This is a genomic window from Geminisphaera colitermitum TAV2 (assembly GCF_000171235.2).
GTDB lineage: Bacteria > Verrucomicrobiota > Verrucomicrobiia > Opitutales > Opitutaceae > Geminisphaera > Geminisphaera colitermitum.
Genome location: NZ_ABEA03000005.1, coordinates 39,667 through 59,215 on the forward strand (window position 1 = coordinate 39,667; position 19,549 = coordinate 59,215).

22 protein-coding genes and 1 pseudogene are annotated in these 19,549 nt (G+C 61.8%); 14 read left to right on the top strand and 9 right to left on the bottom strand.

The window, feature by feature from the left end; genetic code table 11:
- Positions 1–45 precede the first annotated feature (45 nt).
- The 3 genes from OBACDRAFT_RS00620 to OBACDRAFT_RS00630 all read left to right on the top strand — a co-directional run bounded on the left by OBACDRAFT_RS00620 (position 46) and on the right by OBACDRAFT_RS00630 (position 2,292).
- A complete protein-coding gene (locus OBACDRAFT_RS00620; protein ID WP_043581997.1) occupies positions 46–1,014 on the top strand; it encodes a hypothetical protein in 969 nt (322 codons plus the stop codon).
- A gap of 119 nt (positions 1,015–1,133) precedes the next feature.
- A complete protein-coding gene (locus OBACDRAFT_RS00625; RefSeq protein WP_052360795.1) occupies positions 1,134–1,874 on the top strand; it encodes an RNA polymerase sigma factor in 741 nt (246 codons plus the stop codon).
- Between the two features lie 91 nt (positions 1,875–1,965).
- Positions 1,966–2,292: a BON domain-containing protein gene (locus tag OBACDRAFT_RS00630; protein ID WP_043581998.1), complete on the top strand. Its 327-nt coding sequence runs from the start codon at positions 1,966–1,968 to the stop codon at positions 2,290–2,292.
- Positions 2,293–2,416: 124 nt separating this feature from the next.
- On the opposite strand, the pseudogene OBACDRAFT_RS31090 reads toward OBACDRAFT_RS00630, so the two are convergent.
- Together OBACDRAFT_RS31090 and OBACDRAFT_RS00635 are read right to left on the bottom strand one after the other, a co-directional pair.
- A pseudogene (locus OBACDRAFT_RS31090) lies at positions 2,417–2,503 on the bottom strand (IS5/IS1182 family transposase); the annotation flags it as partial.
- A gap of 34 nt (positions 2,504–2,537) precedes the next feature.
- Entirely contained in the window at positions 2,538–4,274 is a 1,737-nt protein-coding gene (locus OBACDRAFT_RS00635) for a cation:proton antiporter (RefSeq protein ID WP_043581999.1), read from the bottom strand.
- A gap of 302 nt (positions 4,275–4,576) precedes the next feature.
- Between OBACDRAFT_RS00635 and OBACDRAFT_RS00640 the strand changes: the two genes are divergently transcribed.
- From OBACDRAFT_RS00640 to OBACDRAFT_RS00660, 5 genes are all read left to right on the top strand, one after another.
- Positions 4,577–5,308, top strand: a complete 732-nt coding sequence (locus tag OBACDRAFT_RS00640; protein WP_232766460.1) for a BON domain-containing protein — start codon at positions 4,577–4,579, stop codon at positions 5,306–5,308.
- Between the two features lie 124 nt (positions 5,309–5,432).
- A complete protein-coding gene (locus OBACDRAFT_RS00645; protein WP_043582055.1) occupies positions 5,433–5,639 on the top strand; it encodes a DUF3185 family protein in 207 nt (68 codons plus the stop codon).
- Positions 5,640–5,652: 13 nt separating this feature from the next.
- Positions 5,653–5,811, top strand: coding sequence for a DUF1328 domain-containing protein (locus OBACDRAFT_RS26085; RefSeq protein ID WP_043582001.1), 159 nt, complete (start codon positions 5,653–5,655; stop codon positions 5,809–5,811).
- A 42-nt stretch (positions 5,812–5,853) separates the two neighbouring features.
- Entirely contained in the window at positions 5,854–6,171 is a 318-nt protein-coding gene (locus OBACDRAFT_RS00655; protein ID WP_043582004.1) for an ElaB/YgaM/YqjD family protein, read from the top strand.
- 13 nt (positions 6,172–6,184) lie between these two features.
- Positions 6,185–6,577, top strand: a complete 393-nt coding sequence (locus tag OBACDRAFT_RS00660) for a phage holin family protein (protein WP_043582005.1) — start codon at positions 6,185–6,187, stop codon at positions 6,575–6,577.
- Between the two features lie 365 nt (positions 6,578–6,942).
- Here the strand turns inward: OBACDRAFT_RS00660 and OBACDRAFT_RS00670 are convergent, their stop codons facing one another.
- The 6 genes from OBACDRAFT_RS00670 to OBACDRAFT_RS00695 form a co-directional block, all read right to left on the bottom strand.
- Complete coding sequence (locus OBACDRAFT_RS00670; protein WP_043582006.1) at positions 6,943–8,322, bottom strand: PAS domain-containing sensor histidine kinase; 1,380 nt, start codon at positions 8,320–8,322, stop codon at positions 6,943–6,945.
- Positions 8,319–11,045, bottom strand: a complete 2,727-nt coding sequence (locus OBACDRAFT_RS00675) for a chemotaxis protein CheB (RefSeq protein ID WP_043582058.1) — start codon at positions 11,043–11,045, stop codon at positions 8,319–8,321. Before OBACDRAFT_RS00675 ends, OBACDRAFT_RS00670 begins: the two co-directional genes overlap by 4 nt.
- Before the next feature lie 151 nt (positions 11,046–11,196).
- On the bottom strand, positions 11,197–12,069 hold the full coding sequence (locus OBACDRAFT_RS00680; RefSeq protein WP_081721732.1) for an ice-binding family protein: 873 nt from the start codon (positions 12,067–12,069) through the stop codon (positions 11,197–11,199).
- Positions 12,070–12,195: 126 nt separating this feature from the next.
- Positions 12,196–12,417: a dodecin gene (locus tag OBACDRAFT_RS00685; RefSeq protein ID WP_043582007.1), complete on the bottom strand. Its 222-nt coding sequence runs from the start codon at positions 12,415–12,417 to the stop codon at positions 12,196–12,198.
- Positions 12,414–12,611: a CsbD family protein gene (locus OBACDRAFT_RS00690; protein WP_043582060.1), complete on the bottom strand. Its 198-nt coding sequence runs from the start codon at positions 12,609–12,611 to the stop codon at positions 12,414–12,416. Before OBACDRAFT_RS00690 ends, OBACDRAFT_RS00685 begins: the two co-directional genes overlap by 4 nt.
- Before the next feature lie 183 nt (positions 12,612–12,794).
- Positions 12,795–13,685, bottom strand: coding sequence for a hypothetical protein (locus OBACDRAFT_RS00695; protein ID WP_052360798.1), 891 nt, complete (start codon positions 13,683–13,685; stop codon positions 12,795–12,797).
- A gap of 395 nt (positions 13,686–14,080) precedes the next feature.
- On the opposite strand from OBACDRAFT_RS00695, the gene OBACDRAFT_RS28770 reads away from it, so the two are divergent.
- The 5 genes from OBACDRAFT_RS28770 to rpmI all read left to right on the top strand — a co-directional run bounded on the left by OBACDRAFT_RS28770 (position 14,081) and on the right by rpmI (position 17,323).
- Complete coding sequence (locus OBACDRAFT_RS28770; protein ID WP_198529824.1) at positions 14,081–14,302, top strand: hypothetical protein; 222 nt, start codon at positions 14,081–14,083, stop codon at positions 14,300–14,302.
- Positions 14,299–14,976, top strand: a complete 678-nt coding sequence (locus tag OBACDRAFT_RS00700) for a response regulator (RefSeq protein ID WP_043582008.1) — start codon at positions 14,299–14,301, stop codon at positions 14,974–14,976. The genes OBACDRAFT_RS28770 and OBACDRAFT_RS00700 overlap by 4 nt, the downstream gene beginning before the upstream one ends.
- 223 nt (positions 14,977–15,199) lie before the next feature.
- A complete protein-coding gene (locus tag OBACDRAFT_RS00705; RefSeq protein WP_043582009.1) occupies positions 15,200–15,418 on the top strand; it encodes a DNA-directed RNA polymerase subunit omega in 219 nt (72 codons plus the stop codon).
- Positions 15,419–15,509: 91 nt separating this feature from the next.
- On the top strand, positions 15,510–17,090 hold the full coding sequence (gene groL, locus OBACDRAFT_RS00710; RefSeq protein WP_043582012.1) for a chaperonin GroEL: 1,581 nt from the start codon (positions 15,510–15,512) through the stop codon (positions 17,088–17,090).
- A 38-nt stretch (positions 17,091–17,128) separates the two neighbouring features.
- Entirely contained in the window at positions 17,129–17,323 is a 195-nt protein-coding gene (gene rpmI, locus OBACDRAFT_RS00715; RefSeq protein ID WP_043582014.1) for a 50S ribosomal protein L35, read from the top strand.
- Between the two features lie 11 nt (positions 17,324–17,334).
- Here rpmI and OBACDRAFT_RS00720 read toward each other — a convergent pair whose 3' ends face one another.
- The gene (locus OBACDRAFT_RS00720) at positions 17,335–18,807 is read right to left on the bottom strand and encodes a B12-binding domain-containing radical SAM protein (RefSeq protein ID WP_043582016.1); all 1,473 of its coding nucleotides are present in this window, start codon (positions 18,805–18,807) and stop codon (positions 17,335–17,337) included.
- A 225-nt stretch (positions 18,808–19,032) separates the two neighbouring features.
- On the opposite strand from OBACDRAFT_RS00720, the gene OBACDRAFT_RS24755 reads away from it, so the two are divergent.
- Positions 19,033–19,362: a hypothetical protein gene (locus OBACDRAFT_RS24755; protein ID WP_052360800.1), complete on the top strand. Its 330-nt coding sequence runs from the start codon at positions 19,033–19,035 to the stop codon at positions 19,360–19,362.
- The last annotated feature ends 187 nt before the right edge of the window (positions 19,363–19,549 follow it).

The following is a 19,549-nucleotide window of genomic DNA, read 5'->3' on the forward strand; positions in this document are numbered from 1 at the left end:
CCCGCGCCCGAAAATTCAGCTTATTGAAAATTAACAAATTATTTTATGAATTCCGTCTCATTACTTTCTCCCTCGGAGCATGCCGTCTCGTCCGTCACCTATGACAGGCTGGGCCATGCGTTCCGCTCCGTCTCTTGGGCAGCCATCCTGGCTGGCCTCATTGCAGCCATCGCCCTTCAAGTGTTGTTCATGTTGCTGGGAGCGGGTCTGGGGTTTGCCATTTACAGCCCACTGACGGACGAGAGTCCTGTCGTCTCCTTGGGGGCGGGCGCCCTGATCGTTCAGGGCCTGAGCGCCGTCGTCTCGCTTTGGTTTGGCGGCTGGGTGGCCGGCCGTTTTACGCCGGCGGGTGTACGCGGCACCGCCTGGCTGCACGGTTTTATCGTTTGGAGCGCGGCCACCGTGGCTGGAGTCTTATTTGTTTCCGCCGGTGCGGGCTGGGCGTTGGGTGATTTATCCAAAATCGTAGGCGGCGGCCTCTCCTTGGCCGGCCAGCCGGCGGCGGCACTCGCGGGCGGCGCAGCGGACATGGCCAGGGACGCGATCAGGCAATCCGACAACACCTTCGCCAGCTTCACCGACGAAGCAGTAGGCAGCCGTCCTGCGGGCGAGACCGGCAACACCTCCATCCGCGCCAAAAGAGAGGTAGGCATGGCCGTGGCCCGGTTTTTTAATCCGATGCAGGAGGAAAACAGGGATGTGAACCGCACCGCCTTGGTCAAAGTCCTCGTCGATGAAGCCGGTCTGAGCGAGGCAGCCGCCAACAAAGCGGTCGCGGATTGGACGGCGACGTATGAGCGGCTGAAAGCCGATCTCACCGCGGTGAAGGAGGCGGCGGAGGTCAAGGCGCGCGAAGCGGCCGAAGCGGGGGCGAGGACGCTGGCGATCCTTTCGTTCGGTTATTTTATCGCTTTCGCCATCGGAGCGGTGGCGGCCACTTGGGGCGGGTATCAGGGGGGCGGATACGCGCGAACCTGCGAGACCCGGATCGTCCACGCGGCGGTGAAGGAGTGAGGCTGGCTCCTCGCCATCCGGCTGAGCATCCGGCTGAGGACCGCCTCAGCGTTAACCTCCTTCACGGACGGGCACATCACCCCATGTTCGCAGGCGCCGGGATGTAATAAGCTGCAGGCGTGATTTCCTTTGCCGATTCGGTTTCGCCTGCATCCCGCCCGGATTCCCCTACTCGAGAGGAGCGCGCCGAAAAATCACGCCGGGAGGCCGTTTACGACGCCGCCCTGGTGGTTCGTTTTGGCGGCGGGGATGAAGCCGCGTTTATTGAAATCGTGGGCCGGCACCAGGTGCGCTTGTTTTCGGTCGCGTTTTCCATGCTTCGAAACCGCGGGGACGCCGAGGAGATCGCGCAAGACGTCTTCATCCATGCCCACCGGTGTCTCGGCACCTTCCGGGGCGAGTCCTCGCTCGCGACCTGGCTGCACCACGTCGCCCTTAATCTGGCGCGCAACCGCTATTGGTATTTCCATCGCCGATACCGCCATGCGACCATCTCGCTCGACTACACGGTCGGCGAGGAGGGTGCGTCCACCCTGCTGGATTTGATGGAGTGCGGCACCCCCAGTCCGCCCCGCGAGGCGGTGACGCGCGAATTCACCGAATTGATCGCCGTCGGCATGGCACGGCTCGAAGACCGGCAGCGCGCGATTCTCACGCTGAGTCACACGCTCGCTTACGGTGAGATCGCCCGGGTGCTGGGCATCAATATCGGCACGGTGAAAAGCCGCATCGCCCGGGCCCGGGACAACCTCCGTGCGTGCTTGTCCGCTGCATGTCCCGAGTTCGAGGCTGGCGCCCGGCCGATGGCGTGGCTGGAGCCGGCTCGCCATCCTGAAGGCCTCACGCTCGGGCGAGGATGAACGCGGGACGTTGCGTCCGCCCGCCGCCGCCAAACAAATATTGTCGAAATAAACGAACCACGGGCAACCGGAGGTTACCATCCATCTCGTAATGAAAACTTCCTTTAAATCCATCGCGCTCTCCGCGCTCCTCTGCACCGCCCCCGGCGTTTTATTCTTCGCCACGGGCTGCGCTTCCTCCTCCACGGGTGAAAGCACCGGTGAATACGTCGATAACAGCGCCATCACCGCGAAGGTGAAGACCGCCTTGCTGAACGACCCGATCGTAAAGAGCTTCGATGTGAGCGTCGAATCCTACAAGGGCGTCGTGCAATTGAGCGGCTTCGTTAACACCTACGAAGAAAAAGCCCAGGCAGGCCGCGTCGCTGCTGGAGTGAAGGGTGTGGCCGGCGTGAAGAACAACCTCATCGTCAAATAACGATCCCACCGGGATCTCGCCAAGAGAGGGCCGGAACGGACGAAAATCTCCGGCTGCGCCTCGGGGGATCAAGCATTCCTCGATACGCAGTGAAAGCCGGCCCTTCATGGTGTCCGGGAACTGGCGTAACAATGACTCGGACCGGCATACCATGCGCATCCACGACCAAATGTATCTTGGTGTTTCGCCCCCTTTTGTCAGGCTGATCGCCAACATATATCATAAGCCCTTAAGGGCAGTGAAAATCATCCGGTCCGTTTATCAAACAGCTCTTCCCGAATCCGCTCGCGTTCCCGGTCGATCTGCTCGCGTGTCGCGTTGAACTGGCCGAGGATAAATTCCGTCATCGCCAGCGCGACTTCACCCTCGCCTGTAAAGACGCGATCCGCCCCCGCGATGCGCAGGGCGGCCACTTCGTGCAGGGAAGCGGTCCGCGCGAGCACACGAATGCGCGGATTGAGTTCGCGCGCGATGCGAATCACCTCGCGACCTGCCTCGATGCTTGACGCACTGAGGATGAGAACGGCGGCTTGTCTGAGGCCCGCCTGACGGAGCGTCTCGGGACGGCCGGCATCGCCGTACACCGCCTCCACCCCTTCGGATCGCAGGTGTTGTACCGTCTTGAGATCGAGTTCGACGACGGTTGATTCGATGTCGTTGTCCTTCATCAACCGGACCACCGTCTGCCCCACCGGCCCGTAACCCACCACCACGGCCCGATGTCGCGCATCCACCTTCGGCGTTCTGGTGGCCGCGCGCGCACCGTGATCATGCACGTTGAGCCAATGCCAGAGCCACGGCATGCGCGAGACCCATGCTTCGACCGGCTTCACGGTGCGATAGAGAAGCGGGTTAAGCGTGATCGAGACGACTGCGGCTGCGACCAGGATGTTGCTCGCCTGCTCGGGCAGGACGCCCAACTGGCGACCCATGGCCGCGAGGATGAAGGAAAACTCGCCGATCTGGGCCAGCGCCACCGACACCGACAAGGCCACCCGGAACGGATAACGCATCGCCACGACGAGGACGAGTGCGGCCACTGGTTTTCCGATCAGGACGACGCCGAGCGTGGCGAGCGCGATCCAGGGCGTGGCCAGCAGACTGCCAAAATCGAAAAGCATGCCAATCGAAACGAAGAAGAGCACCGCGAACGCGTCGCGCATCGGCAGCGCGTCCGTGGCCGCCCGCAGGCTGAAGTCCGACCGCCCCACGACCATGCCGGCCAGGAACGCCCCCAGCGCCATCGACACGCCGAACAACGCCGCCGATCCCACGGCGATGCCGAGGGCGATCGCCAGCACGCCAAGCGTGAACAACTCCTGCGAACCCGTGGCGGCGATGGCCGTGAGCAGGCGCGGGATCAGCCAGTTGCCGACCGCAAAGGTAAACGCGACCAGCGCGCCGATCTTCAGGGCCGCCACACCCATCGCCAGCGAAATCCCGCCGCCGCCAGCATGTCCGCCCGGTCCGAAAAGCGCCGGGAGCAGGACAAGCACGAACACCGTGAGCAGATCCTCCACCACCAGCCAGCCGATCGCGATGTGCCCGGTCGGCGTGTGCAGATGATTGTTGTCCACCAGCACGCGGGTCAACACGACCGTGCTCGCGACGGAAAGGGCGAGGCCGAAAACGATGCCCGCCGGCCAGCTCCACCCGAACCAATGCACCACCACGGCGCCCAGCAGTGTTGCCACGGCACTCTGCACCAGCGCACCCGGAATCGCGACGCGCCTGACTGCCAGCAGTTCCTTGAAATGAAACTGCAGGCCCACACCGAACATCAGCAGGATGACGCCGATTTCCGAAAGCTGCTCCGCCATCTCCTTGTTGGCGACAAAACCGGGCGTGTGCGGGCTGACAACGATGCCGGCCAGCAGATAGCCGACGATGGGAGAAAGTCCCAGGCGCTGCGTGCCCAGACCCAGCACGAGTGCTGTGATGAAGCCGCCGGTCAGGGTCAGAATAAGGTCGAATTGATGCATGGTCCCGGACAAGGACGGACGGCGATCTTCGGTCGGGCGGTTCGCTCGGGATCGACTTGCCGGTTGGCCCCGGTGAAAATATAAGCACGAACGTTGCCGTCCGACATGGGGTGTTCACCCACCCCGGCGGCGATCCTCCGACGGGGCAGGCTCCGCCAGCGATTGCCGACGCGCACAGACCCGGGATCTCGCCTTTGCCACGAGACAACCAAGGGGCGGTGGCACGATGGTAGGATTAGACCCCATAGCGGCGGCGGCGCGGATGGCGTAGGGTTGTGCTTCAGCATATGAAAATTCAAAACATGTCAGTCCTGTTAGCCGTCCTCATTGTCAGCCCGATCGTCCTGTTCGCCTCACCCGAAACCGATCGCAAGATCGAGGATGCCGCGAAGGCGTCCTGGAACTATCGCGCAGTCCTTGATGGCAACGTAAAGGTGAAAGCCCGCGACGGCGTGGTCACCCTCACCGGCACCGTGCAGGACAAGGACGAAAAAGCCCTCGCCGAAGACACCGTGGAAAATCTCCCGGGCGTCACCAGCGTGGACAACAAACTCGCCATCAAGTCCACCTATCCAGAGCACTCTGACGCGTGGATGGCCTTCAAAATTCGCAGCCGGTTGCTGACGAAAGCCAACGTCAGCATCGCCACCACCAAGGTCGACGTGCAGGACGGTGTCGTCACTCTTACCGGCACGGCCGACAATGTTGCCCAGAAAGAACTCACCGGGATTTATGCCGGAGAGATCGACTGGGTGAAATCGGTCACGAACAACATCGTGGTGGAAGCCAAACCCGCCACGGAGACAACGGTCGGCGAGACGATCGACGACGCCTCCATCACCACCCAGGTGAAATACGCGCTCTTCAGCCACAAGTCGACCAGCGCCCTCAAGACCAAGGTCACCACGGTCAACGGCGTGGTCGCCATCACCGGTGAAGCCGACTCCAATGCCGAAAAGGCTCTCGTCACCAAGCTCGCCGGAGACGTTCGCGGCGTGAAGTCGGTCAACAACAACATGACCGTAAAAAGCTAAGCGCCAGCGGCCGGGGGGGGGGGGAGCCGGGTTTCTTCAAACACCACTATCCATCCCCGCCACGAACATCGGCGCCTGCCCATTGCAGGCGCCTTGTTACGCAAACGTTCAAACTGCAAAAAACATGAATAAAATCATATCAGTCGCTCTGCTCGCAGGCGGCATCGTTCTCATCATCTACGGCGTCAGCGCCTCCGACTCGATCGGTTCCGCCTTCTCCCGCTTTTTCACCGGTGCTCCGACCGACAAAACCATATGGCTGCTCCTAGGTGGCATCATCGCCTCCATCGCGGGTCTGGTCGGTTTGCTCCGCGGACCCAAAACCCTGTAACCCACATCCTCACATGCTAAGCTACGCTCTCATCTTTCTCATCGTCTCGCTCATCGCGGGCGTCCTCGGCTTTGGCGTCATCTCCGGCACTGCCGCCACGATCGCCAAGGTTCTCTTCATCATCTTCCTCGTTCTCTTCATCATCTCGCTGGTCCGCTCAAGGCGGACCTGACCGCTTCCGGTCATCTCCATTCAATCACCTGTTTATATGCCTATGAAAACCAATACAGAAACCGCTGCCCGCACCTCCAAGGAACTCCTGGACGAACTTCACACCCTCGTCGCTGAAGTCGAAAAGCTGGCCAATGAGCCCGCCAATGAACAAACCGCGGACATCCTCGGCAGACTGCGCGAACGCTACGACGCTGCTCAGGAAAGCCTGGCTGGTCTCTGCGCGTGCGCGAAGAAAAAAGTCGCCGCCGGCGCGCACTGCGCCGACGAGGCCATCCGCTCCCATCCCTATCAGTCTCTGGCCATCGCGGTCGGCGCCGGCCTGCTCGCCGGCGTCCTGATGGGCCGCCGCAGCAAGTAACCCGTTGCTTGAAATGCAACCGTCAACTCCTCCCGATTCGCCCGGTTTCGTGGACTCGGTGCGCGCGTTGAGCGATGGTTTCATCGCCAGCCTGCAACACCGTCTCGAACTGTTTTCCGTCGAACTCCAGGAAGAAAAGTTTCGCCTGATCCAGGCCTTCATCTGGATCAGCGCGATTGCCTTCACCGCCATGATGGCGGTCATGTTTGCCAGCTTCACGCTGGTTTATTTCTTCTGGGAGAGCGCCCGCCTTGCCGTGCTCGGCGGGTTGACGGTCATCTATGCCGGGACGCTGGCGGCGCTCGTCATCGCGTTTCGCCGCCACCTCGCCCGCCAGGCAAAACCATTTGCCGCCACGCTGGATGAAATCGGGAAAGACCGCACATGTATCCGTCCCGGGAACTGAGCATACTGGCTGGCCGCAAGGCCGCGTTGCGGCGGGAGATCGCACTTCATCGCACACGATGCGCAGAGGCGGCGGCCCGCGTGGCGCGGCCTTTGGCGTGCCTGGACCGGGCGCTGGCAGCATGGCGGCGGCTTCCGCCGCTTGCGCGGTTTACAGCCATTTCGCTGGGCTTCCGCCTCCAGAGCGCCGTTTTTCCACGTCTGAAATTCCTGGGCCCGCTCTTCGGCTGGAGCTCGCTCGCCATCGCCGTCATTCGTATCATTGCTTCGGATACATCAAACAGGGAAGGTTCCCGCGTCGCCACCTCGTTAGACACCCGGAGCCGGGTCTGACGTTTCGATATCGGGTATTGGAAAACGAATGAATCAATCCGGAATGTCCTGAACCGGCACCTCAGCCCGGACGGTCGTGCCCGCGCCGGGCGCCGACTCGACGCTGAAGCGACCGCCGACCATCTCCACGCGCTCGCGCATACCGACCAGACCGAGGCGCTGGTTCCAACGGGCGGAGGTGAGACGGGCCACGTCGAACGCCTTGCCGTCGTCGCTGATCTCCAAGATCACCCTGCCCCCGATCTTGAGCAGACGCACCGTCACCACGCGCGCCTGCGAATGCCTGGCCATGTTGACGAGAGATTCCTGGGCGACCCGGTAGAGAACCGTGCGCCTGTCGTTGTCCAGGACGTCGGCGTCGGTCGAGGCCATGAACCGGATGCAGCGGCCCTTCTTCCGGTGGAAACTGTCGATGTAGGCGCGAAGCGCCGGGATCAGACCGAGGTCGTCCAGCATCGCGGGCCGGAGCTCGCGGGCGAAGCGGTGCACGGTCAGCACCGACTTTTCGACCAGCCGGCGCAGGGGAGTAATTGTTTTTCGGATACGATCCGGGTTGAGCTCCGCCTCCTTCGTGAAGTTGACCAGATGGACGATGATGCCCACGAGGAGCTGGCTGATTTCGTCGTGCAGTTCGCGGCTGATCTTCTTCCGCTGGTCTTCCTGCACCGTCAGTATCTGGTGGGAGATGCGGCGCAGCTTTTCCTGAAGTTGCCGCGATTGCTCCAGCAGCCGGCGGGTGTGCAACTCGCTTTTTTTGAGTGCTGTCTCCGTCGCCTGACGCCGGACAATCTCCTCCTCCAGCTTCCGGTTCGAGGCGGCGAGGAGTTCGACGCGGCGTTGCGCCTCCTCCGCCTGTTTGCGCGCCTCGATGTTGGTGACCGCCACCCGGCACCAGGTGTCCGCGCCAGCCCGGGGTGTGGCCGACGTGGCTTGCAGGTCCGCCCAAAAAACGGTCCGGTCGGCTGCCATCAGCGATGTTTCGCAGGACTGCCGGCCTTGTCCGGTGAAGATTTTTTCGAAAAAGGCGTCGAAGGCCGGCCTGCTGCGCGGTGCCACGAAGGTCTGGAAACAGCGGCGAATAAGTTGGCATCGCACGACCCCGAGCAGGGTGGACCCGGTCAGGTTCGCGTCGAGGATCAGGCCTTTTTCGTCGAGGGAAAAATAGCCGACCGGAGCGAATTCATAGAGGTCGGTGTATTTTTCCAGACCTTCCTCCACCCGGGCCTTGGCCTGCTTCAGCTCTTCGTTCTGCAGTTCCAGTTCGATCTGGTGGATCTGCAATTCCTGAACGAGACGCTGCGAGTCGGCATGGAGCGCGGTGAGCGATTTTCGGGCCGGCCTCCGGCTCAGCCGGTCCTCGGCGCGGCGGCGCAGCGCGTGGGCGGTCTCCGGAGGCGTCGGCTGCTTTTTCATGGCCTGGGTTTCCTCGCGGCGGGCGCGGGTTTGTGGGGCGGCGGAGGCCCGGGAGCCGGATCTGGGGAGCGGTGCTGCCCGGCGAGTTGCCTGGCCAGTCGGTCGTGCTGCTCGCGCAGGTCGGCCTCCACTTTCTTGGACGCGGTCACGTCGGTGAAGGTGATGACCACGCCGTCGATCCGGTTGTCCATGGTGCGATAGGGCATGATACGCACGATGAACCAACGTCCGTCCTTGGTGGTGATCGAGGTTTCCGAAAACACGAGGGTCCGCAGCACTTCCCGCGCGTCCTCGACGAGGGCGGGGTAGAGCAGGTCGGAGGCAAGGTCGGTGATGGGCCGGCCCACGTCGCCCGGGATGAACTTGATGATGGTCCCGGCCTGGAGGGTGAAGCGCCGCACGCAGAGCGCATTGTCCAGAAACACCGTGGCGATGTCGGTGCTGTTGAGCAGGTTTTTCATGTCGTTGTTCGCCGCGGAAAGTTCGTCGAGTTTGGATTGCAGCTCGGCGTTCACGGTTTGCAGTTCCTCGTTGAGCGACTGCATCTCTTCCTTCGAGGTGGTGAGTTCCTCGTTGGTGGACTGCAGTTCCTCGTTGGTGGATTGCAGCTCTTCGTTCATGGACTTGAGTTCTTCCTGCGATGTCTGCATCTCCTCGCGGCAGGCGTGCGCCTCCTGCCGGGCGCGTTGCAGTTCGCGCTCCAGTTCGCGGATGGCGGGACTGCGAAGGGAGGCTTTCCCGGCTTTGCCGATGGGGGAGGTCTCGACCGGGCCGGCGGTGTCGGAAAAGACGATCAACACCATGCCGCGCAATTCCCCGGGTTCGTCGAGCACCTGCACGAGAAGGTCCACGGAGCGCGCGCCGTCCCCGACCTTGATGCCGCGGACGGTGATGGCGGTTTTTTTCTGGTGCGCTTTTTGGAGGGCGTCGACCAGCGGGTGGCGCAGTCCTTCGCGGGCCATGGCGATCACGTTCCAGTTGGCCTTGCCGGCGGCGGGTTCGAGGTAGTTGCCGGTGCGGCCGTTGATGTAGAGGATGTCTCCCCGTTCGTTGACGAGCACCGCCGGTGGGGCGAAGCGGGCTTGGAGCAGATGATCGGCGAGCGACTGGAGGCTGGGGCTGGGGCGTTGCGCCGCCTGCGGAGTGTCCGTCCGTTCCGCCGCGGCGGACGCGAAGACGGCGGGGAAGTCGAGATGGCTGCCGGGCGGCGCCGATTCGGTCCGCCGGAAAATCCGCTCCTTGATCGCCAGCGGAGTGAACAGGCCGGCAAAGCCGCCGATGCTCTCCGCGCTGCCGAGAAACAGCACGCCGCGGGGGTTGAGGCAGTAGTGGAAAAGGGGGAATAGTTTCCGCTGCAATTCCGGGGTCAGGTAGATCAGCAGGTTCCGGCAGCAGAGGAGGTCCAGCTTGGTGAACGGCGGGTCCATGATGAGGTTTTGCGGAGCGAAGGTCACCGCCGCGCGGATCTGCTTGTTCACGCGGTAACCATCGGGTTCCTTGACGAAAAACCGGTCGAGCCGCGTCGGCGACACGTCGGCAGAGATGTTTTCCGGGAAAAGCCCCTGGCGGGCACGGGAGATTGCGTCCTTGTCCAAGTCGGTCGCGTAGATTTGCAGGGCAACATGGTCCGCGGGCCGGGCGTTCTGGAGCGCCTCGGTGAGGAGGATGGCGAGCGAGTAGGCTTCCTCGCCGGTCGAGCAGCCGGCCACCCATGCCCGCAGGGTCCCGCCGGGGCCGCGGCCCGCGAGCAGGGCAGGGAGCGTTTGGGCCAGTTGCTGCCAGGCCGGGGGGTCGCGAAAGAAGCGCGTCACCCCGATCAGCAGTTCCTTGAAGAAGATGTCCAGCTCCTGAGGATTTTCCTGCAGATACCGGACGTAGGCGTCGATTTTGCTGATCCGGTGGATGCCCATGCGGTGTTCGACCCGGCGGTCGAGCGTGCTGCGGCGATACAGGGTGAAATCGTTGCCGGTGTGGGCGCGCAGCAGAATCACGATCTTTTCCAGAGCGCCCCGGATGTTTCCCTCCAGAAGCAGCGGGCCGGTCTTGCCGATGCGCGGGCGGTGCTGGCGGTAGGCGATCAGCCTGTCGGCCAGTTGCCCGGCGGGAGCCACGATATCCGCCAGACCCGCATCGATCGCGCTGCGCGGCATGGCGTCGAACTTCGCCGTGGCCGGGTCCTGCACCAGGGTGACCCCGGCCTTTTCCTTGATGGCGCGCAGGCCCAGCGTTCCGTCGCTGCCCATGCCGGAGAGGATGATGCCCACGCTTCGCTGTTGCTGGTCCTCGGCGAGGGAGCGGAAAAAGAAATCGATGGGCAGGCGCAGGCCGCGGGGCGCGGCGGGGACGAGCAGGTGCAGCGTCCCGTGGAGGAGCGACAGGTCGCGGTTGGGCGGGATCACGTAAACGCGTCCCGGACGGACCCGGATGCGATCCGTCACCTGCGTCACCTTCATGGAGGTGGAGCGCTGGAGCAGTTCCGGCATCATTCCCTTCTGCGTGGGGTCCAGATGCTGGACGACCGCAAAGGCCATGCCGCAGTCCGGCGGCACCTGTTCGAAGAACTGCACGAGGGCCTCCAAGCCTCCGGCCGAGGCTCCGATGCCCACGATGGGGAAGGAGCGATCTACCGGTCGTTTGATCGGCGCGGAGGGCGCGGGGGTGGCAAGTGATGCCGCACGGGCGGGCCGGCGCTTCTGCGATTTAAGGGGTGTTGGATTTTTCAAAATGTGATCAAGCCTTCCCATGTCCGGGTTTTGCACCGTTGTTCGGCTCTGTCCTCAGCAAACTCCATAATCGGCAACGTGTCCAGTCTGCGTCCGGCAAGTGACTGGTGTATTGTTAAAAATACTACAAATCCAACATGAGTCCCGGTTTTTACGCGGCCGCTTTGCGATGACCCTGACGCCGCCGCCAGAGGGTGAAGCCGAGGGCGCCGAGGGGGGCCAGCCAGAGAACCGCGGCCGGCTCCGGAACGGGCACCATGGTAATGCCGTCGGCGGCATACGTCAGGCCGCCGGTCCAGTCGCCGCCACCGAGTCCTCCCAAGGCATCAATCTGGTTGTTGCCGAGGGTGACGGCGGCCAGCGCGAGGAGCCGGGCTCCGCCAGCGGTTCCGTCGCCAGCGGTGATGCTGGTGCCGGAAATGTAATTTCCCGCGATCACGTTGTCGGCGCCGAATGTGATTTCAGTCCCGGTGTTCCAGAAAATGCCGAGGTCGCTGCCGCCGTTGGAACCGGCATTGATTACCGTGACCGAGGCCCCCACGGAGGTGGTGAGCGAGGTGCCGATCTGGAAAACCCAGAACGCGTCATCCTGTCCGTTGGCGTCGAGCACGAGTGCTCCGGTCAAAGCCGCCGCGGAGTCAAATTTGTAAATACCCGGGAGCAGGGTTTGCCCGCCCAGATTCACGTTACCCAAGTTCGTGTCGAACGCCATGAGGGCCAGCCCTGTGGCTGCCTTGATGAGATCGAGATGCGCTTGGTTGGTCACACTGCCGGTTTCGATGATGCCCCCGTTTACGATCAATGCCGGAGGAAAGCCGGAGACCGCGGTGCCCGGACCGACACCAACGTTACCGTTGCTGATCACCGTGCCACTGGCACCGGAACTGGTGATGGTCGTGCCGCCAAGCAGCGTGAAGTCACCTGCGGAAAGCAGGATTGACTGGGCGGAAACGGTGGCCGGAACGCCAAACGTTGCGGCGAACACCGTCACAGGTAAAAGAATCGGACGTATGATTTTTAGCATGGAATAGTATACGCCGTTTGAAGCTCTGCCGTTATTGGGTCTTACCCTACCAGAGGACGCGCGCCCGCTGTTTTTGGCCTCCGTCCTCCCCGCGGTCGTCACCGGTCCGCACCATTACCGTTATCATCAAGGACGCACTCCGTTTTCCACGGAGAAGCCGACCTTGATGGTGACCTGCCAGTGTTGCACCTTGCCCTTGTCGATGTTGCCGCGCGTTTCCACCACTTGGAACCAGCAGAGGTTTTTTACAGTTTTGTGGGCGCGCCGGATGGCCTTGTCCACCGCGTCCTCAATGGACGTGGTCGAGGTGCCGGTGAGTTCGACGAGCTTGTAGACGTGATCTTTCATGGCCGTTTTCCGTATTCGTTGATCGCCTTTTCGATTGCGTCACGGCTTTCACCGGTGCGCTTCTGTATCCGGCCGATCAATTCATCCTGTTTGCCTTCGGCGCATTGGAGATCGTCATCGGTGAGTCTGGCCCACTTTTGCTTCAACTTTCCCTTGATGATGTTCCAGTCGCCTTTGATTTCGAGTGTGTTCATGGTGAGTTTTTCGATTCCTTGTTTCCGTTTGTCGCCAACGTGACGGCAAACGTGCATTCCGTTATCGGGGTGCCGACCCATACTCTATGGTCAGGGCGGGCCCGGCTGCCATGGGGTGTAACCCTAACGGCGGAGGATGGATGCCTCCGCCCGAGGGGCGTCGGGATGCGCGATCCTATGAAATCAGGAAGACGGGCTCACCGGGATCATGGTATCCGGAGGCGGAAGCCGGTAACCTGAATCCCAAGTCTGTCCGCCGGACGGCATGCGGAGGAGCACGACTTCCAGAGATGTTCGGTTATAGGTTCCGTTGATCATGCTTAGCGTTCCGTTCCGGACGCGGTCATTCAGTATGGGGCTCAGATCGAGGATGCGGTTTCTTGCGTTCGTCGCAATCCGGTCGAGCGCGTCGTCCATCTGCGACTTCGAGCCGCCGTATAGGGCTTCAAGTTCGGGTGTCGGCTGCACGAGCACCAAGAAAAGAGGCGCATTGGTGGTGAGGAATTTTTCGACAATGCGCCGGACGTCGTCCTCGGTAATGTTCTCAAGGTCCACCGCCTCCGTTACAATCGCGCCTGGTTCGGCATCGAGGATTTCGGGGACCAAGGGCGCCAGTTCCACACTGGTCACCACGAAAGCATCCACCGCCCTGACCCTGCCGGACGGGGGCTGCTGCCCGGATGACGGTCCCTGTAATCCTGTCTCTTGGGAGTGGCCTGTTCGCATGCGTTGATTGCCGGCATTGAGCTTACGAACGACATCGGATGCCTGCATCGAAGAGGCGGTTTCCTGACTGCCGCCTTGGGACTGATTCGTGGTGGCGCCGGACGAGGGTCCGTCAGCGCCCAAGGTGAACACCGAGGTTAGCATGGCGGCCGACAAAACAGATGCGAGCCGGAGGGATTTCAGGCCGCCCTCCGATCTGAATTTTTCGGGCCGAGGCAGAAACCGGAAGAGGTTTTTCAGGGCGTTGCGTGCGTGCCGGACGAATTGGCCAGACTGTTCGACCACGAGCCCGGTGGACATGTCCGGGGCGTCGGTGGGAACGATAAATTTGCAGATGTAGTTTTCCATATATTTTGTTTCTCGTGCATTCCGAGGCTTGGAGTTCCGGCTGTTTGCCGGAGCTTGGGCGGAGGGGGATGCCAGCGTGAAACAACAATACGGCAGGAGGCCGACCGTTCACTATGGGGTGTAACCCACATCGCGGACGACGAAATGCCGCCACGCCCCGGAAACGGCGGCGGGGCGTCGGAGCGGATGGATGATGATGAACTCTGTTGCACGACGACGCATCGCAGGAAAAACAACTGGATAGGTTCAGTGGGGTGATCACCCCACAAACGACTTCTCGCCATCATCGGCCGTTCGCATTAGGTAACAGACAGACGCAGGTACCGATATGCCTTCCCCGGCCCTGAGAGGAACCGCCATCCGGCGACAAAAACCCCGCGTGACAGGACGCAGTCATGAGAACCGACACCAATATAAAATTCGAGAAACGGTATCACATCGCGTTGCAACGTCACCTTCGCCAGCAGACGCATGGCAGGTTGCCTGTCCGTTCGGCAGGTTTGCCCGGGCGCGCAGCCGTAACTTCAAGGCTGAATATCGTGTCGGCGCCGGGCGAGGGCACCACCGTGCGGGCCCAGATTCCATTTCACCGCAATCAGGGAGGAACGGATTCATGAAACGGATCACCGTATTACTCGCCGAAGACCATGCCATCGTCCGCGAAGGATTGCGGTCGCTGCTGGCGCTGGATGCCGCCTTCGAAGTCGTCGGCGAAGCCTCGACCGGCCGCCAAGCCGTGGACTTGGCCCGAACACTCTGCCCCGCCGTTGTCGTGATGGACATCGCCATGCCCGTGCTCAACGGCTTCGAGGCGACGCGCCAGATTCTGCTCATCGCACCCGCCACCAAGGTGCTGGTGCTCTCCGCGCACAGCGACGACGAGTATGTGGCGAAAATGGCCGCGGTCGGCGCGTCCGGTTATCTGGTTAAGCAAAACTCCGGGCAGGTGCTGGTCCGCGCGATCAAAGAAATCGTTGCCGGGCATCCGTATTTCAGCCCGTCGATTTTGAAACGCCTGCAGGACGCGGCGCGACGGTCCCTCGAAACCGGCACACCTCGTGCGAAGCCCAGCCAGTCGCTGACCACGCGTGAGGCGGAGGTGCTGCAACTTGTGGCTGAAGGTGCCGCCAACAAACAGGTCGCGGCCGAACTCGGCATCAGCATCAAGACGGTCGAAAAACACCGGCAGCAACTGATGAACAAGCTCGACATCCACGACACCGCCGGACTCACCCGCCACGCCATTGCCACAGGCGTCATCGAGAACAGCATCCAAGTGACGACCGACTGACACATGCCGGTAATCTCTCCCCCCCCCCCCCCCCTTAAACTATAAACATTTCAAGCGGTTGCCCCGCGAGCACGTTGCCCGACCCAGCCGCCGGGAACGGTGATATATATCGCGTTTTTGATAAATTAGTTATAAAATGCCTGAACCAGCCGAGAACCAGGGGCTGGGAATCTGTCATTCACCACCACAACCACAATGCCGTGCAGCACGGCCCGCCATTTTTATGAGAGACGACTACATCCAAAACGCACTCAAAGTCATCGACGACCCATACATCCTGATCAATGTCGTGTCGCGCCGAGTCAAACAGCTCCGGCAAGGCCACCGCCCGCTCGTGGAATCGCTGGAAAAAATGGAGCCCGAAGACGTCGCCTTGCGCGAAATCTTCGAAGGCAAAATCATCTACAAACTCCCGACTGTCCAAGAACTGGCGCGTCGGTGAGTTTCACCCTCCCCCCCCCCCCCCCCCCCTCCGCGTCACCGCCCGGCCCTCCATTTTTTAACGCTCAATCACAACTCACGACTCAACTACCATGGCAGCAAAACAACTCCTTTTCGACGAGGCGGCCCGTCAGAAAATTCTTCGCGGCATCGAACTCCTCGCCCGCGCCGTAAAAGTCACGCTCGGTCCCAAGGGCCGCAACGTCGTCATCGACAAAAAATTCGGCTCACCCACGGTGACCAAGGACGGCGTCACCGTCGCCAACGAAATTGAACTGCCCGATCCCTACGAAAACATGGGCGCGCAGATGGTGAAGGAAGTGGCATCCAAAACCTCCGAAGCCGCGGGCGACGGCACCACCACCGCCACCGTGCTCGCCGAGTCCATCTACAAGGAAGGGCTGCGCAGCGTCACCGCCGGCTGCAACCCCATCTTCCTCAAGCGCGGCATCGACAAGGCCGTGGAGGCCGCGGTTCTCGAACTCGCGCGCGTGTCGCGGAAAGTATCCACCGGCGACGAAATCCGGCAGGTGGCGACCGTCTCGGCGAATTGGGACGACTCCATTGGACGCATCCTCGCCGACGCGATGGACAAGGTGGGCAAGGACGGGACGATCACGCTGGAGGAAGGCAAATCCGTCGAGACCACGCTCGAGGTGGTCGAAGGCATGCAGTTCGACAAAGGCTACCTCTCGCCCTACTTCACCACCGGCGAGGATCGCATGGAGGCGGTTCTGGAAGACGCGTATGTGCTCGTTCACGAAAAGAGAATCACCAGCGTGCAGGACCTCCTGCCCCTGCTTCAGATAATCGCGCAGGGGAAACGTCCGCTGCTGATCATCGCGGAGGATATCGAAGGCGAGGCGCTCACCACCCTCGTCCTGAACAAGATTCGCGGCATCCTGAATGTCTGCGCGGTCAAGGCCCCCGGATTCGGTGACCGCCGCAAGGCCATGCTGGAAGACCTCGCCACGCTTACTGGCGGACGCTGTTTCACCGAGGACCTCGGCATGAAGCTGGAGAACATTTCCCTCAGCGAACTCGGCGGCGCCAAGCGCATCACCGTGGACAGGGAAAGCACGATCATCATCGGCGGGGCGGGCACGCCGGCGGATGTGCAGACGCGCATCAAACAGATTCGCCGCGAGATTGAGGAAACCACTTCGGATTACGACCGTGAAAAACTCCAGGAACGTCTGGCCAAACTCGCGGGCGGCATCGCGGTGATCAAGGTCGGCGCATCGACCGAACTCGAAATGCAGGAGAAAAAGGCGCGTCTCGACGATGCGCTGCACGCCACCCGGGCCGCCGTGGCGGAAGGCATTGTCGCCGGAGGCGGCGTCGCCCTGCTGCGCTGCGGCCCGGTCATCGATGCGCTGAAACTCGAAGGCGACGAAGACATCGGTGCTCAGATCGTGCGCCGCGCCATCGAGTCTCCCATCCGCGCCCTTTGCGCCAACGCCGGTATCGAAGGCGCAGTCGTCATTGCCCGGGTGGAGGCCGGGAAAGGTAACCACGGCTTCAACGTCGCCACGGGCGAATACGAGGACTTGCTTAAGGCCGGCGTCGTCGATCCGGCAAAAGTAACCCGCACCGCACTGCAAAACGCCGCCTCGATCGCCGGCCTGCTCCTCACGACCGAGTGCCTGATCACCGAAATTCCCGGCAGTTAATTACGGCCGCATTCCGTATCATTTAACCGAATACATTTATGCAAAAGACCAAAAAATCCATCTCCAAGCGATTCAAGATAACCGGCACCGGCAAGATGCTGCGCCGGACACCCGGCTTCCGGCATCTGCTCGCTTCAAAAAGCACGAAATCCAAACGGCGCGCGTCGAAGGACAAACTCGTTGCCCCCGGGCACGCCGCTGCGCTGAAGCAGTGCCTGCCCTTCGGTCTCTGACAGACCCTCGCTTACAACCGGGCGGCGACGCAGCGGAAATGGTGGCCGATGATCGCCAGCTCGATCGCCACGCGAAACTGGCCGGGACGGCGGAGCAGGGTGACCAGGGAAAACCGGCAGTAGGCGAAGCGGCCTCGATGCCAGACGCCCAGAAGCCAGAACGATTTCAGAAACGCCGACACATCCGCCCACGACAACCGCAGCCGCCCGCCCGTTGCCTGGTAGGTTTTCAGGAAAACGCGGATGCGCCGGTAGTAGTTGCGTGGTTCGTAGAGCCGGCGCATCAACTCGCGGTAGCCGGACTCGAGATAGTCGCGGTTGAGCTGGGGCAGAAAATTGAGCGTGGCATCCGTGTTGTTGCCCGTGGAACTGGCGAGAAGCCGGCCCTCGCGTTTCAGCCGCTCATAAAGCCGCGTCCGCGGCAGGGCGGTGAGCAGCCCGACCATCGCCGTCACCACGCCGGAACGCTGGATGAAATCGAACTGCTGCTTGAAAATGTCGCGGGTGTCGCTGTCGAAGCCGACGATGAAGCCGCCCATGACCTCGAGCCCGGACCGTTGCAGAACCTGGACCGAGGCGACGAGATCGCGGCCGCGGTTTTGCACCTTGTGACACTCGTCGAGCGACGCGGCCGAGGGCGTTTCGATCCCGACAAACACCTTGCGGAAGCCGGCCGTGATCATGAGCGCGATCAGGTCGGCGTCGTCGGCGAGATTGATCGAAGCCTCGGTGAGGAAACCCATCTGCGGCCGCGTGCGTTCGCGCCACGCGATAATGGCGTGCAGGAGGGCGCGGGTGCGCGCCTTGTTGCCGATAAAATTGTCGTCCACCACGAACACCATGTCCTTCCAGCCGCACTGGCGCAGGGCCTCGAGTTCGGCGACGAACTGTTCGGGCGACTTGGTGCGCGGCACGCGTCCGTTCATCACGATGATGTCGCAGAACTCGCAATCGAAGGGGCAGCCGCGGGAAAATTGCGCGGACATCGTCACGTAGTCCCTCATGCGAATCAGGTCCCAGCGCGGCACGGGCGTCCCGGCGAGGCCGGGGAAGGGGGGGGCGCGGTAAACGGGCTGCAGCGCGCCGTGTTGCAGGTCGGCGATCACTTCGGGCATGATCATCTCCGCTTCGCCCAGAACGAAGTGCGGGATCTCCGGAAAATTCTCGTGGCCGGTGGTGAAGAGCGGTCCGCCCGCGATGATCTGCCGGTCGAGGGCGGCGCAACGCCGGGCGATTTCCCGCACGGAATCGCCGTGCACAATCATGGCACCGAGAAAAACGTAGTCGGCCCAGCGCAGGTCGGCGTCGTCCAAGGAGCGGACGTTGAGATCGACGAGCCGCAGTTCCCAGTCGCGCGGCAGCATGGCGGCGACGGTCAGCAGGCCGAGCGGCGGGAAGGCCGCTTTTTTCGCCACGAAACGCAGCACGTGCTGGAAATTCCAGAATGTGTCGGGGGTCTTTGGGCTGACCAAAAGTATCTTCATAACTTGGCTACTGACCGTTTTTCCAAAGACATGACACCGCATTTTCCGGCCAATTACCATGCATATCTTGCTGAGTGGACAGCGAACCCGCCACGGCCTCTGCTGAAAATGTAACATTACAAGGTTTGCTGGCGAGAGAGGCGATGTGTTACGGATGGGTAACAAACTGGATCGTAGCCGGGTGATTGCCCGGCGGCGATCACTCAACCCAGGAAACAAAATACCATGAGCAAAACGAAAAAGCAGGTAACCAAAACCGCCGACAAGACAGCAGCAACGGAGCTTCATCAGGAAGTGGAAAAGGCGTTGAAGCGATTCGAGGCGGCACACGCATTGGTGAAAGCGGCCAAAGCCGGAGTCAGAAAAGCCCGCAAGGCGCTCGCGGAAGCAAAAGCAGCCGCGAAACACGCGCGAAAGAAACTCAAACACCTCAATAAAACCGCGGACAAGGCGGTCAAAAAGACGGTGGCAAAGGCACCGGTTCCGAAAGCAGCCAAAGTTGCGGCCTCGAAAAAGACCGTGTCGCGGAAGCGGACCAAGGCACCATCAGCCTGACGTTTTTGGATGTGGAGTATTCCGGGCAGCGTTGTGGGCGATTTGTCCCCCCCCCCCCCCCCGCCACACGCATTGATGATAACTAGAGCGTTTTCAGTTGAATTGTGTCCGTTGTCTTAACGGTAGGGAGGCCTCTCCGAGGCCTCCGTTGTGCGTGGTGAGAGGATGCGAAACTCATAGGTGGTTA